This window comes from Erwinia sp. ErVv1, assembly GCF_900068895.1.
GTDB lineage: Bacteria > Pseudomonadota > Gammaproteobacteria > Enterobacterales > Enterobacteriaceae > Erwinia.
Genome location: NZ_CDPK01000005.1, coordinates 318,408 through 331,701, shown reverse-complemented (window position 1 = coordinate 331,701; position 13,294 = coordinate 318,408). Strand labels below are relative to the sequence as shown.

The window sequence follows — 13,294 nt, the reverse complement described above, 5'->3', positions numbered from 1 at the left end:
TGAGCAAAAAGGCCAAATTTCAATGCTTAATGAACGATAAACAACAATTCTTAGTTGAAAATTAAGAACTCCCGATAAATGCGGTCGAACCGGAAATTATCTAAAGATGATTTAGAATCGGTTTACTCTTAGAGGATGTTTGCGAGGGGGTGGAACTGAAAAATGGGGGGAAGATTGAAACTTAAGCAAAGTTTCATATTTATGACAGTGTCCAAAACGACTCAGGCGCGCTCAGCGCGGCGTTTTGCCCTGCCCGGGACAAGAACCCAATAAAAAAGGCTGCCTGATGGCAGCCTGTTCTGATTTGCTACGGTACGTCCCGGGTTTATTTATAGATTTCGGCGGTCATATAGACGCCATCTTCGGCACGGGCGCTGGTGATTTTATAGCTGGAGGCACCGGCCGCTTTAGCCTGGGCGGCGATGTGCGCCTGAGCGCTGTCCAGCGTACTGCCGTGAGCCGAAATGCTCTGGGCAGCAAAGCTACCGAAAGAGATCATAGAGAGCGCGGCAACGGCGGCAATACTCAGTGTTTTGATGGTTTTCATGGTCAAATTCCTTCTTTGAGATGTTTGGGACAAGGCAGCTCGCCTTGGATGTGTTTATAATAAGCCTGCTAACTATTAGCATCTTAACCATTTGTGCGATCCAGATCACATTTTGTCCACCAACGGTCCGATGGACAGTAGTACCCGATTCCCGGGCGGCTGCTCGCCAGGCTATAGTGGCCCGCTGCACTCTCTCTTCCGGGAAGAATATGAACGCATTAGGCCCGCGGATTTGCATTCTCGGTCCTTCAAATAGCGGGAAATCCACACTTGCAACGGCCATCGCCCGAAAGTGCGAACTACCGATTATTCATCTCGACCGGCTTTATCACCACTACCCACAGTCCAGCTGGTATCCCCGCCCTGCTGACGAATTCCTGGCCCTTCATGAGAAAGCCATTGCACAAGAAAGCTGGATAATGGAAGGAAACTATTCACGCTGTCTTCCACAGCGCCTTGAGCGGGCAACCGGCGTGATTCTGCTCGATATTTCAACGGCTTCCAGCCTGCTGCGCTATATCCGAAGAACGTTATGGCAGCCCGGGCGCTATGGCGGAATGGATGGGCAGGATCGGTTGAGCTGGGAAATGCTCCACCACATTCTCTTTGTCACCCCCGGGGGACGGAAACGTAATGCCGCCCTGTTTGAACAGTTGAGATTACCCAGGGTACGGGCAGGATCGGTCAAAGAGATCGAGCGGCTGTATATGGAATGGGGTCTTAATACCGGATAAAAAAACAAAAAGGGCAGCCCATGGGCTGCCCTTTTTTTATCGTTTGACGCCGGGCAGGAGCCGGCGCCAGGCGTTACTTCTTAGCGTCGTCCGGCAGTGCATAGGCCACAATATAGTCGCCCAGCTTAGTGCCGAATGAGCCATGGCCACCGGCAGCGATCAGCACATACTGTTTGCCATTCACTTCATAAGTCATTGGCGTGGCCTGACCGCCCGCTGGCAGGCGAGCTTCCCACAGCGGCTTACCGTTGGTGACGTTAAACGCACGCAGGTAGTTATCTGCCGTTGCCCCGATAAACATCACGTTACCGGCAGTCGAGATTGGCGCACCCAACATTGGCATACCCATCTTAAACGGCAGAGGAACCGGCGAGCTGTCACGCACGGTACCGATGCGTTTTTTCCACACGATATCATTTGTTTTCAGATCAACGGCGGAGATATAGCCCCATGCCGGCTGCTTGCAGGGGAAGCCAAGCGGTGACAGGAACGGATTCAGCGTCACGCCAAACGGTACGCCGTACTGAGGCTGTACGCCCGTTTCAGTGCCGCTACCGCCTTTATCTTTCTCGCCTGGCCACAGTGGGTTATTTGGCCCACGCGGGATCAGACGGGAAACAAACGGCAGCGCCATTGGGTTAGTCACGGCGATCTGACGGTCGGTATCAACAGAAATACCGCCCCATTCAAACATGCCCAGGTTACCCGGAAATACCAGGGTGCCCTGCTCGGATGGCGGAGTGAACGGGCCGTCATAACGCAGCTGGTGGAACATCACGCGGCAGATCAGCTGGTCATAAATTGTTGCCCCCCACATATCCGCACCGGTCAGGTTTTTCTTCGGACGGTAGGTCAGCTCTGAATAAGGCTGAGTTGGGGAAACATGGTCACCTTTAGCGGCGCCCTGTGGAACCGGCGTTTCTGGCGCAGGCACAACCAGCTTACCGTTACGGCGATCCAGCACGAAGATATTACCGGTTTTGGCCGGAACATAAACGACTGGGACTTTATTGCCGTCTTTGTCATTGATATCGGCCAGAGTTGGCTGTGCCGGTACATCCATATCCCACAGATCGTGGTGAACGGTCTGGTAGAACCAGGCCAGTTTGCCGGTGGTGGCATTCAGTGCCAGCAGGCCGCTGGCAAAGCGTTCCATTTCTGGCGTACGGTTGCCGCCCCAGATATCTGGCGTAGCAACGCCGATAGGCAGATACACCAGATCCAGCTTCGCGTCATAGGCGGCAGGTGCCCAGGAGTTAGGCGAGTTGGCAACGTAGTTCTGCTCGCCCTGCGGCAGGATGTTAGGGTCTTTCGCGCCGGTATCAAATGCCCACAGCAGCTTACCGCTGTTCACATCAAAACCACGGATGACCCCGGATGGCTCTTTGGTCGAGTAGTTATCGGTTACCGCACCGGCAATAACGATAGTTTTATCGGTAATGACGGGAGGTGAAGTCGGCTCATAGGCCCCCGCGCGTGCAAAAGGCATATTCTGCTGCAGGTTCAGTTTACCGTTGTCGCCGAAGCCCGGGCAGAGCGCACCGGTTTCAGCATCCAGCGCATACAGATGTCCATCGTTCACCGGCAGGATAATGCGGCGTGAGCACAGAGCAGGCTTACCGCCCGCAGGCGTTGCAGCAGCGTCAGGCGTCTCATGATAAGAGACACCACGGCAGGTCACGTGCTGGAAAGAGGGATCGGTTTTCAGCTGTGGATCAAATTTCCATTTCTCTTTACCGGTAGCCGCATCCAGTGCAAACAGGATCTGGTGCGGGGTACAGAGATAGAGCGAATCACCAATTTTGATTGGCGTCACTTCATCCGTCAGCTCACCCGGATCGGTTGGGCGCTTCATATCACCGGTACGGAAAGTCCAGGCTTCTTTGAGCTGACCCACGTTCTTATCGTTAATCTGCGTTAACGGTGAGTAGCGCGTTCCCGCCTGGGTACGGCCATAGGCTGGCCAGTCACCGGCTGCAACGCCGTCAGCGGATTTCTCCACGTTCGCCGCCTGTGCCGGGCTAAGCGAACCGTTAATTTCCTGCGGGTCGTTAAAGACCGACCAGCCCAGGGCAATCACCGTGACCAACAGCACTACGCCCAGCGCACCGCGTGCAAACCGCCCCGTGCTCAGGCCGCGGTAAATGAATGGCAGAACCATCCACAGGCCGAGGAAGAAGGTGACGTCCAGACGTGGCGTCAGGGCCCAGAAGTCGGTCCCGACTTCCCAGAGCGACCAGACAAGGGTCGCGAGCAGGAACACCGCATACAGCAACAGTGCTGATGAGCGGCGACGGAACAGCAGCCAGGCGACAGCCAGTTCTACCACACCAGCGATGATGTAATAGACTGAACCACCCAGCTTAGCCAGCCAGATACCGCCAATCAGCAGGTATAACCCGCTGAGGGCGGCAAACACAGCCGTGAGGATCACGAGGTTCCGTGATAACGGTGCTTTAGTTTGCATAGTATGAACCTTACCAATATTTAACGTCTTCGATTTAGATCGGGATCTTAACCGCTTAAAACACCCGGTTTCTTACTGCTTATCCATGCCGGTGTTTTTACCCTGCCCGCTGGCCTACGCCAGAGTGGCAGACTGTTGTGGATATCTGATTAAAAAGCATAGGTGAGGGTTGCTCCTCCACCATAATTTCGGCCCGGTGCGGGTTCGTAAAAGCGGCCATTGCCCTCATTGACAATAACCGAGCCCACGTACGCCCTGTCGAAGAGGTTATCGACGCGGCTAAACAGATCGAGCGACCACTTGTCCCAGTTGAAGCGATAGCCGGTATTCAGGCTGACCACCGTCCAGGAGGGCGCCTTAGCATCATTTTCATCATCGGCCTGAATGCTGCTGAGATAGCGGATATCCGCGCCCGCGTGCCAGCCCTGCTCCGGTGCCCAGGCCAGCGAGGCGTATCCCATATTACGCGCAATACCCGGCAGGCGATTACCAGCGGGTGTGCAATTACCACTGTCGTCGCAGGACTCATTGCGGTAGGTGGCATCAAGATACGTCCAGGCCGCTTTCATCTGCCAGTTTTCAGCGAACTGCTGATCAAACGAGGTTTCAATACCCCGCCGACGCGTCTTACCGGCATTTTTATAGACCGAACGCCCGTTGCTGCTGTCCGCCACCACCAGCTCATTGTCGGTGTTGGTCTGGAAAATCGCGGCGGTCAGGAGTCCATAGCCGAGGCGGGTTTTGCTTCCCAGCTCGAACGTGTCGCTGGTCGCAGGTTTTAGCCCCAGATTAAGTCCGGTTTGACTGCCATCAACGGAGCGGTAGGAGAGCTCATTAATGGTGGGCGTTTCAAAGCCGCGTCCGGCGGAGAAGTAGAGGTTCCATGCGTCTGTCAGCGCATAGTTCAGCGATCCCATCGGCAACAATTTATGGTAGCGTTTGCTGCCGCTGTCATCGCCGTTCCCGGTGGTCACGTAATAATCTTGTGAGTCAAAGCTCACCGTACTGTAGCGCACGCCCGCGTCCAGTGCCCACTTCTGCGTTAGCGCCCAGTGCGTTTGCAGATAGGGGTCCAGATTCCACATCTGGTTCCTTTCATTGCGCCGCTGGCGGCCCTTCTCGCCAAACGCCGGCACGCCGTTAACAAGCTGATAGTTTTCAAAACCCTGGCGGCGTTCGGTCATGGTTTCATAGTCCAGACCGCCAGTAAGCGAGAACGGCACGGTACCTATCTGGTCGTCATGCCTGATACGGGTATCAATGCCGGAATATTTCCGCTCCAGCACAATCACGCCGCCGGGATAGGCGGGCTTTAGCTGAGGTGCCAGCGGGATAGATTGATACTGGGTGGTGTGCCGCTCACCGTGCCAGGTGGTCAGGGTTAACTGGTCATTATCCGTCAGTTCACGCTGGTAGCGCAGGCCCACCTGGGTCTGATCGAGACTTTTGCGCGTATTAAAACTATCGCCGCGAGGAGACTGACGGGGATTATTTTGCCATTCCGCTTTCGTCAGTCCACCGGGGTCGTTGGCGTCCACGGAGACGGTGTTAAACATCAGCGTCAGCGTGCTGGCTTCATCCAGGCGCACGCCAAATTTACCGTTACCGAGACTTTTTTGCGTTCCGCTATGATCGCGATAGCCGTGAGTAGTAAAGCGCGAAGCTGAAAGGGTGTAGTTCACGTCGCCGACGTGCGTGCCATCCCCCGTTGCGCCGCTGGCTTTGACGCTGTTTCGCCAGCTGCCGTAGCTGCCAAAGTATGTCCCGGCGGTAAGGGTGGCTGGCTGGCTGCCGGTTTCGGTATCGATGTTGACCACGCCTCCGGAAGCGTTGCCATAGAGCGCTGACCAGGGGCCTCGCAGCACTTCTACACGCTCAATTGAATTGATATCAATATTCGAGGTTTGCCCCTGCCCATCGGGCATCGTGGCTGGAATACCATCGACGTAAACCCGCACGCCCCGTACGCCATACATGGAGCGGCTGCCAAAGCCACGTATCGACAGCTGTAAATCCTGCGCATAATTCTGGCGGTTCTGGATTTGCAGACCGGGTACGCTCCCCAGACCTTCGGAAAGGTTGACCTGAGCATTATTGCTACGCAGATCCTGGCCGTTCAACACGCTGACCGCAGCCGGCGTATCCAGTTCGGATACCCCACTGCGCTGACGAATGACGATAAGGGATCCCTCCGCCGCAGCCGATGCCTGAGCGGATGAGTTCGGCGCAGAGCTGGCTGCAAAAGCGGGCAGGCAGAGTAGCGGCGTTAGCAGAAAAGCAGAGGTTTTGTTTTTCACTGGGTCGATTCAATATCTAAAGAGTCATCCGTCATTTAGCCCTTTCAGCCTGAAGCCCGGCAGCAGAAATCCTTCTCCTGCCCGGTCGCCAGCGCGAAAAGCCCGTGCGCATCATTGCAGCGAAAGTATACAAGCAGTTTGAAAACTTGCCCGCCTGCCCCGCTTTGCTGATAAAAAAAGAGCAAAAAAGCGCCTGTCCAGTGGGCCATGCGGTACGCATTTCAGGCCACCAAAGTGTGGGGCAGCGGCGTGCATATCAGGCCACCGAATAAGAGACGGGGGTATTAAAGGCGGCAAAAGTGTAGCACTCAATAATGACTTTGCGAATCGTTGTTATGATTTTCGCCCATTTGATTTACTAAAAGCCACAAAATGGTAAAAAGGGTGTGAAAGTTAATATATAAGGTGTGTTTAACCATGATTTATAAGCGGTTTTTTTCAGACTCATCCGTACAGGAGTAGCGACTATAATCAACTTACACCTACAAAAAAGGACCGGCTATGCGCAGGAATGCCACCAACAGGCTTATGCAGTTATGCTCACCCGCTCGTATCATTGGCGGGGGGATTCTCCTTACGCTGATGCTGCTGAGCGGCTGCTCTTCAGATAACCACAGCATGGCCTGCCACGGGAAAATGGAAACGCTGGCCGGTGCGCCGTTAGGCAACGTTGAAGGAAGGGTTACCGATCGCTTCACCTCGTTCAGACTCACCCTGTCGCAGCCTGAACTCGCGCTGGAAAGCGGGCCGCTTAAGAGCAGCGATCCACGCCAGTATATTCCCTCGGCGGTAACCAAAGAGGGCTGGCTGGCGCAGAGGCTTTCCGACACCCGCTTTAGCGTTATCGGCGCGCCACAGGACAGGATGATAATTTTGTCCTGCCCTGCCCGCGCGCTCTGACCTTTACCCTTTTAACTCTTCCTCTGAGGATAATGCCCATGTTCGCCAGCCAGATGATCAACAACCGACAAACCTTTTTTGGTCGTGGCAGCCTGCAGCAGCTGCTGCCGATACTGCGCGCGGCACCGATGCCCACGCTACTCTTCTGCGGACGCTCTTTTCTGAATGGCACAGCGTGGCAGACACTGAAATCTGAGCTGGAACCGCTCCTTATCGGACATGAAATTGTCAGCCATGAGGCATCTCCGGATGAGATTGACGCCTGGGTAAGCCGCTGGCGCGGCGATGCCCGGCGCGTGGTGGCGATAGGCGGAGGAAGCGTACTGGATGCGGCAAAAGCCTTTGCTGCGCTGAGCCAGCATCCGCTTAACACGCTGCGCTATCTGGAGAAGGTGGGCGATACGCCGGTGAGCGGTGACACGCTGCCGCTGATCGCCATTCCTACCACGGCGGGAACCGGTAGCGAAGTGACGCAGAATGCCGTCGTCACGGATAAGGCGGAGATTAAGGTAAAGGCCTCGCTGCGCCACGCTAATTTTGTGCCACAAATAGCCATCCTCGATGCTGACCTGCTGCGCGGTGCGCCCGACCACGTGCTTGCCTGCTGCGCCATTGATGCATTTACCCATCTGTTTGAGGCTTACTTCTCCAACAAGGGGAACATGCTTACCCGCCTGACGGCGCTGAACGGCATGCGTGCATTTATTAGCGCCTGGCCCCATCTCAACCGCACTGATGCGCTGGGCGACAGCGCGCGTGAGCAGATCCTGTTTGCGTCATGGCAGGGAGGATTAAGTCTCAGCATGTCGGGCCTGGGCGTTATCCACGGCATTGCCGGCGAGCTGGGCGCGATCAAAGACTACCACCACGGTGAAGTCTGTGGCCGTCTGCTGCTACCCTTCCTGACCATACTGGAACGGAGTGAAAACACCCAGCAGCAGGAACTGATGAGCGCGCTGGGCGACGCGCTGTTCCCCGGATTTACGCTCCCGCCTGCACGGCAGCTGGCCCAGTGGTTGAAGGACAATGCCATTATGCCCTTCTGGCAGGAGCCACCGACGCTGACGGAGGATGAGATGCAGTGGATCCTGGCCCGTTCGGGCAGCAAAAACTCGCTGGTGAATTACAGCGTGGAGCAGCAGCGCCAGATGCTCGAGGCGGCATTTACCCTGGTGTAAATACTGATGGCGTAACCCTTTGGCTGCACAGGGATAGTGGGCGGTTTTCGCAAGCTAAGCGTAAATTTTACGTTAAGGCCGCCCGGCTTAGGATTATTGACATTGTTATACGCCGGCTTCGCCCGCAGATTGTGCCTGTCCGTCAGCAAATGAATCACACCAGAAGGGAACCATGATGAAAAAATCAGGCATTATTGCCCTTAGCGCACTGCTGTTTGCGACAGCCAGCACCGGCGCGTTTGCCGATGGCCCCCAGCCGGGACAGGGTAACACGCAGCAGTCACCGCTAAAGCGTCCGCCTCAGGGCGAACAGAATGGCAACGCACGCCAGCAGGGTGGCGGTGAACACAATGCGCAAGCGCAGCATGGCGGGCAGGCGCAGCAAAATTCACAACCCGGGCGCGGAGATCGGGCACAGCAGAACTCACAGCCCGGGCGCGGTGGGCAGGCTCAGCATTCTCAGCCTCAGCGTGGCGAACGCCAGCAGCCGCAGCATATGGCTCAGGCAGATCGCGCACCGGGGCAGCGTCACCACCAGCAACCCCGTCATTCACAGCCCGACTTCCGTCAGGGTCGACCGCTACCGGAGAAATACCGGGGTGAAGGTTACCAGGTCAATGACTGGCATCAGCGCGGCCTGAAGGCACCTCCTGCCGGTCATCGCTGGCAGAATATCGATGGTAACTACGTGCTGATAGCCGTCGCAACGGGCGTTATCACCTCCGTTATCACCCACCACTAATGTCACTCACCTGGTGAAAGCCTCTTTTCGCCAGGTGCTTCATACGACGATGTACCCTCTGGCATTATTCAGCCACGGGTACCCTCAGTTCAGCCACCGGGCCAGACCCAGCCAGACACCCGGTACAATCAGTAATACCCCTACCAGCCATTTAGTCAGCGTAGAGAGCGAGGAGTGGAGCGCTATTCTGACGCTTTCGACATCTTCCCGTGTGGCGTAGTTGGCCTTGATAACGGCAACGTCAATCAACAGCCTTTCCACCTTACTTTCCAGCAGCGTAACGCGTTCAATCATCGTTTTCTCCTTTTAACGACATGTTCAAATTCTCAACAAAACGATACCCGATCAACAAACACGAGTCAGCTAAAAGGCGACGTATTCCTGCGAGGCCACCTCCAGAAACTGCATGAAAAATATGCAACCTGGCCTGATAATGAATTATGCATGGCGCATCCGGGGGGAGTAACACGCTGAAGTGGTATAAGGTGCAGTGATTTCGGGCTAAATGGAATAACGCAGGAGGATTAAGGAGCGAGGCCGAATACACAAGAATGAATGACCGAGGATAATGGGTTTTAGCTCAGACTTGATCTGACAGATTTTGTAGGTAGAACATTATCAAATCTGACAGTCTGGTTTGAGCGAGGGACGGACATTGGCTTTTCGTGCCTATAAGAGATACCCACCGGCTGGGTAGGCTTTTTCACTATGTCATTGCCAAACTTATACCGCACCTGCCTCTGGTGTTCCCTGATGGAATGCCAGCTCCCATCGCTCCCTGTCAGAATACATCCAGCAGGAAGAACGCAGGGATGCTCGGCTGCCGTCCGAATTGTACGTCTTGTAGTGCAGAATGGCGCAGTACTCTCCCATGCTGATCAGCCGGAAATCACTGCTAAGAATGATCGTAGGACTTAATTCGCCAGTCAGAGATGCTATCGTCTCCGCGCGGTCAACTATTACGCCTGACCGTGTAATTTCCCGAAATTCCGGATGCAAAATCTGTTCAAGCCATTTCCGATCATTCCTCCGGGCACCGTGAAGACTGCATTCAAGTGCTTTTAGCTTTTCCAGGAGCATTCTGCTCACCCTAATTGAACCCTGACAGTTGAAGGAATTTATCATAACATCCCAAGGCTAATCTTTAATGGCCCCGAGGGGTAACCTACGCTTTTGGCACAGGACTACCCACGACAATACCAAAGGGCATCTATGAGCGAAAAGCGGACGTCAAAATGATAGCGGCAGGGACGTTCTGCCATAATAAATATAACAACCCGCTCGCGAACCCTTTTTGGTGTTGATTTTTCAGACGGAAGTGCAGGGCAGCATAAAACCCCCGGTTTTTACTGCAACCAGTCTATCCACGTTTTACTTTTTTAATTGCCATTTTTACTAACCAATACATGGCTAAAGCGTAAAACGCGATAACGGTCACAAGGGAAAAGAACGTAACCGGATCCGTACCGGCTTCGTATACGTCATCCTGATAACTGCTGAAAATTTGGTGAGAATGTTCAACGAGCCACGCCGTCAGCGGATAGAGTGGCATCCCGTAACGCGACACCATAAAGGCCACAATAAAGCAGACGAAAAAACCCGCTGCTTTTCTAGCGAATTTTGCAGTTTGCAAAGTTACTTTCTCCCTGAACGTCAACGTAGCCGTATGCCATCAAGCTGTTTCGCGAACCCGGCACGCGAATTGTTTTTCTCCGGAGCAGCGCCTGTCTTACCGTATAGAAATCAGTACGCCGCACGAAGGTGATACACCCTTCACTTTCTCCGGAGCCGTCTGGCCGAAGAGGATGCAGGCGGAAACCGCCGCGGGCAACGCCATTGATGAAGATGGAATCACTCATCGTTTTCGAATTAAAGAGCGCAAACCACTCTGAATGATTTGAGTTGTTCCAGGTATCGACGGCCCATCCTCTGATCCGGTTAGCGATACTGCCTTCAGGACGCGGAACAATCCAGTAGCGCCCGACCGGAATGGCACTGTTAGGCTTGTAGGTACAGTTTGGATCATTGGTATAAGGCTTTTGGCCGGAAAAGACCGGGAAGGTACCCACGCCGTAAACGTGCAGCTTTGCCTCGCCGCCGCCCTTTGTCAGATCGTCGTAGGTCATTCTCATTAACTGCATTAAACGCTCCCTGTAGGTTATAAGGCATGCCAGTGAACCGGGCAATGCTACCATTCATTCATAGAGAAGTTAACGGGCAGGCGGGCGCTTGTCCGCGTGTGGCTGTGAGTTCAACAGGTCGATGCAACGCTATCCTTAAACGAGGGGGACGTTGCCATGAAACGAAGAACGCGCATTTACTACACGCCAGAACAGAAAGCGATTATCTGGGACAGATATAAGCAAGGTGATTCCCTGCATGATATCGCCAGAATGTTCGACAGATATCATTCTTCTATCATGCCCACTATCCACCAGAGTGGTGGATACCGTCCCCCTGTCCGAAAGCGGCACCGGTTAGCGCTTTCGCTTGATGAAAGAGAGGAGATATCCAGAGGGCTGGTAGCAAAACGCAGCATCAGGGACATCGCTGCCAAATTATCAAGAGCTCCCTCAACGGTTAGCCGCGAGATCAAGAGGCACGGAGGTGCAAAACAATATCGTGCAGAAAAAGCGGATGCTACTGCATGGGAAAGTGCCCTGAGACCAAAACCTTGCAAGCTAATTGAAAGCCCCACATTGTGTAAAATCATTGCAGAGAAGATGCATCAGGACTGGTCGCCGGAACAAATCGCCGGTTGGCTAAAACGCTGTTATCCCGATAATCAGGAAATGCATGTGTCACACGAAACAATTTATAAAACGCTTTTTATACAAACCCGGGGAGCATTAAAAAAAGAGCTGCAGCAATGCCTCAGAAGCGGAAGAGCAGTGCGTAGATCCAGAACCTCATCGCTTAAAGGGAAAGGATTAGGGTCAATCCCGGATGCGATACCTATCAGCGAAAGACCATCTGAAGCCGCAGACAGAGCCATACCGGGTCACTGGGAAGGAGACCTGATCCAGGGTTCGAAAAACTCCTATATCGTCACTCTGGTAGAGCGCCATTCCCGCTTTGTTATGCTCGCCAAAATCAGGGACAACAAGACCATAACGGTTATATCAGCGCTCATCAAACAAGCACGGGAATTGCCTGTTGAGCTTTATAAAACATTAACATGGGATCGTGGCGCTGAAATGACCAGCCACACCCGATTTACTGTAGCGACAGACATTCAGATTTATTTCTGTGATCCTCAATCTCCCTGGCAACGTGGCTCAAATGAAAATACGAACAGATTGCTCAGACAATATTTTCCAAAAGGAACTGACTTATCGGTTCACAGCCAGCAAAGACTTAACAGTGTTGCCAGACAGCTCAACGAAAGGCCGAGAAAAACGCCAGACTATGAATCACCCGCAGAGCGGTTCAATAAGTGTGTTGCGTCCATTGGTTGAACTCACAGCGAGAAGCGGACGTTTAAGGCTTGAAAATGCATTCCTGACAGCATTGATTCGGATTTGTCGAAATCGAAGTCAGCAGTGCAATGTAAAATCCCAACAGCCATGGCTGCGAGCCACGGTCTTGGAAATTAAATACGTCTATTTTCGCCATTAGCAAAGGAAACAAAAGAGCATTATTCTTCCGCAAAGATGATCCCTTGCTGCTGGCGAATTCCAAAGTGTTGCTCTAAGGCTATCCAACCCAATGCGGTGACTTTCAACGCTCTTGATTTACTCGAGCAGCTCAGCCACTTCCACGCGATAAAAGCCTCCAGCAGCGCGGAACCAAGAGGTCCTGCGAGGTGATACTGTCGCTCGGTCCAGTCGAGGCACATTCGGTTATTTCCTGCGCGATCTGCACTGATTTCCACGCCTTGCTGTTTAAGCCAGAGATGCCCCTGAACCGTCAGTACGTACTGTTGATCTTCTTGCATGGCAATCAATCGGCGGTAGAGCATCCCCTGCGAAATGACCACGCCGATTTGCCCGGCTAAATGATCGTAACAACAGCGCGCAAAACGCAGCTCCTTCGCTGAAAGATTCGGTGTCGTTTGCCACTGAGAAGTGACTTGCCCTACCGAGGCCAGACTTTCTAAGAGCTGGGAAACATGTGGCCCGGCTAAGCGGTAATAACGATAGCGCCCCACAGACTCTACGGTGATCAGGCCGCCATCACGCAGTTTTGCGAGATGAAAACTGGCGGTCTGCGCTGTAATGCTGGCGGCCTCAGCCAGAGCGCTGGCAGAAAGCGCTTCGCCTCCAGACAGGTTAATTAGCATTATCGAACGCACCGGCTCGGCGATGAGATGTGCCACGACTGAAATATGAAATTGATTCATTCTGCGCGCCATTGAAAGTGAAGTCAGTGTTTACCAGGGAGTTAATAGTTCGATACAGCTCGAACCATTATTTAGCGCGCTCAAGGT

Annotated in this window: 13 protein-coding genes; 5 read left to right on the top strand and 8 right to left on the bottom strand. The window is 53.7% G+C overall.

The genetic code is table 11. The annotated features are described in order from the left end of the window. Positions 1 to 325 precede the first annotated feature (325 nt). Positions 326 to 547, bottom strand: a complete 222-nt coding sequence (locus A1830_RS10300; RefSeq protein ID WP_067705417.1) for a YdgH/BhsA/McbA-like domain containing protein — start codon at positions 545 to 547, stop codon at positions 326 to 328. A 209-nt stretch (positions 548 to 756) separates the two neighbouring features. On the opposite strand from A1830_RS10300, the gene A1830_RS10295 reads away from it, so the two are divergent. Continuing rightward, positions 757 to 1,281 carry a P-loop NTPase family protein gene (locus tag A1830_RS10295; protein ID WP_067705415.1) on the top strand — a complete coding sequence of 175 codons (525 nt, stop codon included), beginning with the start codon at positions 757 to 759 and terminating at the stop codon, positions 1,279 to 1,281. A gap of 73 nt (positions 1,282 to 1,354) precedes the next feature. Here A1830_RS10295 and A1830_RS10290 read toward each other — a convergent pair whose 3' ends face one another. Further along, positions 1,355 to 3,748, bottom strand: coding sequence for a glucose/quinate/shikimate family membrane-bound PQQ-dependent dehydrogenase (locus tag A1830_RS10290; RefSeq protein ID WP_067705413.1), 2,394 nt, complete (start codon positions 3,746 to 3,748; stop codon positions 1,355 to 1,357). Positions 3,749 to 3,897: 149 nt separating this feature from the next. Next, complete coding sequence (gene pqqU, locus A1830_RS10285) at positions 3,898 to 6,054, bottom strand: TonB-dependent receptor PqqU (protein WP_369815703.1); 2,157 nt, start codon at positions 6,052 to 6,054, stop codon at positions 3,898 to 3,900. Positions 6,055 to 6,546: 492 nt separating this feature from the next. Here pqqU and A1830_RS10280 point away from each other — a divergent pair, with 492 nt between their 5' ends. From A1830_RS10280 to A1830_RS23325, 3 genes are all read left to right on the top strand, one after another. Then, entirely contained in the window at positions 6,547 to 6,945 is a 399-nt protein-coding gene (locus A1830_RS10280) for a hypothetical protein (protein WP_231877604.1), read from the top strand. Between the two features lie 38 nt (positions 6,946 to 6,983). Further along, positions 6,984 to 8,123 (top strand): iron-containing alcohol dehydrogenase, encoded by a 1,140-nt coding sequence (locus A1830_RS10275; protein ID WP_067705409.1) that lies wholly within the window; start codon positions 6,984 to 6,986, stop codon positions 8,121 to 8,123. Positions 8,124 to 8,295: 172 nt separating this feature from the next. Beyond that, entirely contained in the window at positions 8,296 to 8,865 is a 570-nt protein-coding gene (locus A1830_RS23325) for an RcnB family protein (RefSeq protein ID WP_067705408.1), read from the top strand. A gap of 84 nt (positions 8,866 to 8,949) precedes the next feature. Here A1830_RS23325 and A1830_RS10265 read toward each other — a convergent pair whose 3' ends face one another. The 4 genes from A1830_RS10265 to A1830_RS10250 form a co-directional block, all read right to left on the bottom strand. Then, positions 8,950 to 9,159, bottom strand: coding sequence for a hypothetical protein (locus A1830_RS10265; RefSeq protein WP_067705406.1), 210 nt, complete (start codon positions 9,157 to 9,159; stop codon positions 8,950 to 8,952). A 429-nt stretch (positions 9,160 to 9,588) separates the two neighbouring features. Beyond that, complete coding sequence (locus A1830_RS10260; protein WP_041692050.1) at positions 9,589 to 9,945, bottom strand: nuclear transport factor 2 family protein; 357 nt, start codon at positions 9,943 to 9,945, stop codon at positions 9,589 to 9,591. A gap of 280 nt (positions 9,946 to 10,225) precedes the next feature. Further along, on the bottom strand, positions 10,226 to 10,498 hold the full coding sequence (locus A1830_RS10255; protein ID WP_067705404.1) for a hypothetical protein: 273 nt from the start codon (positions 10,496 to 10,498) through the stop codon (positions 10,226 to 10,228). Continuing rightward, positions 10,476 to 11,006 (bottom strand): DUF2778 domain-containing protein, encoded by a 531-nt coding sequence (locus A1830_RS10250; RefSeq protein WP_031592436.1) that lies wholly within the window; start codon positions 11,004 to 11,006, stop codon positions 10,476 to 10,478. Before A1830_RS10250 ends, A1830_RS10255 begins: the two co-directional genes overlap by 23 nt. A 156-nt stretch (positions 11,007 to 11,162) precedes the next feature. Between A1830_RS10250 and A1830_RS10245 the strand changes: the two genes are divergently transcribed. Further along, a complete protein-coding gene (locus tag A1830_RS10245; protein ID WP_067705402.1) occupies positions 11,163 to 12,323 on the top strand; it encodes an IS30 family transposase in 1,161 nt (386 codons plus the stop codon). A 179-nt stretch (positions 12,324 to 12,502) separates the two neighbouring features. Here A1830_RS10245 and A1830_RS10240 read toward each other — a convergent pair whose 3' ends face one another. Next, positions 12,503 to 13,207, bottom strand: a complete 705-nt coding sequence (locus A1830_RS10240) for a helix-turn-helix domain-containing protein (RefSeq protein ID WP_067705401.1) — start codon at positions 13,205 to 13,207, stop codon at positions 12,503 to 12,505. Between the last annotated feature and the right edge of the window lie 87 nt (positions 13,208 to 13,294).

What these genes read in the sequence shown, in the direction of transcription:
- A1830_RS23325 (WP_067705408.1), top strand. Translation starts at nt 8,296, where the DNA reads ATGATGAAAAAATCAGGCATTATTGCCCTTAGCGCACTGCTGTTTGCG.
- A1830_RS10250 (WP_031592436.1), bottom strand. Translation starts at nt 11,006, where the DNA reads ATGCAGTTAATGAGAATGACCTACGACGATCTGACAAAGGGCGGCGGC.
- A1830_RS10245 (WP_067705402.1), top strand. Translation starts at nt 11,163, where the DNA reads ATGAAACGAAGAACGCGCATTTACTACACGCCAGAACAGAAAGCGATT.
- A1830_RS10265 (WP_067705406.1), bottom strand. Translation starts at nt 9,159, where the DNA reads ATGATTGAACGCGTTACGCTGCTGGAAAGTAAGGTGGAAAGGCTGTTG.
- A1830_RS10290 (WP_067705413.1), bottom strand. Translation starts at nt 3,748, where the DNA reads ATGCAAACTAAAGCACCGTTATCACGGAACCTCGTGATCCTCACGGCT.
- A1830_RS10275 (WP_067705409.1), top strand. Translation starts at nt 6,984, where the DNA reads ATGTTCGCCAGCCAGATGATCAACAACCGACAAACCTTTTTTGGTCGT.
- A1830_RS10280 (WP_231877604.1), top strand. Translation starts at nt 6,547, where the DNA reads ATGCGCAGGAATGCCACCAACAGGCTTATGCAGTTATGCTCACCCGCT.
- A1830_RS10260 (WP_041692050.1), bottom strand. Translation starts at nt 9,945, where the DNA reads ATGCTCCTGGAAAAGCTAAAAGCACTTGAATGCAGTCTTCACGGTGCC.
- A1830_RS10240 (WP_067705401.1), bottom strand. Translation starts at nt 13,207, where the DNA reads ATGAATCAATTTCATATTTCAGTCGTGGCACATCTCATCGCCGAGCCG.
- A1830_RS10300 (WP_067705417.1), bottom strand. Translation starts at nt 547, where the DNA reads ATGAAAACCATCAAAACACTGAGTATTGCCGCCGTTGCCGCGCTCTCT.
- A1830_RS10295 (WP_067705415.1), top strand. Translation starts at nt 757, where the DNA reads ATGAACGCATTAGGCCCGCGGATTTGCATTCTCGGTCCTTCAAATAGC.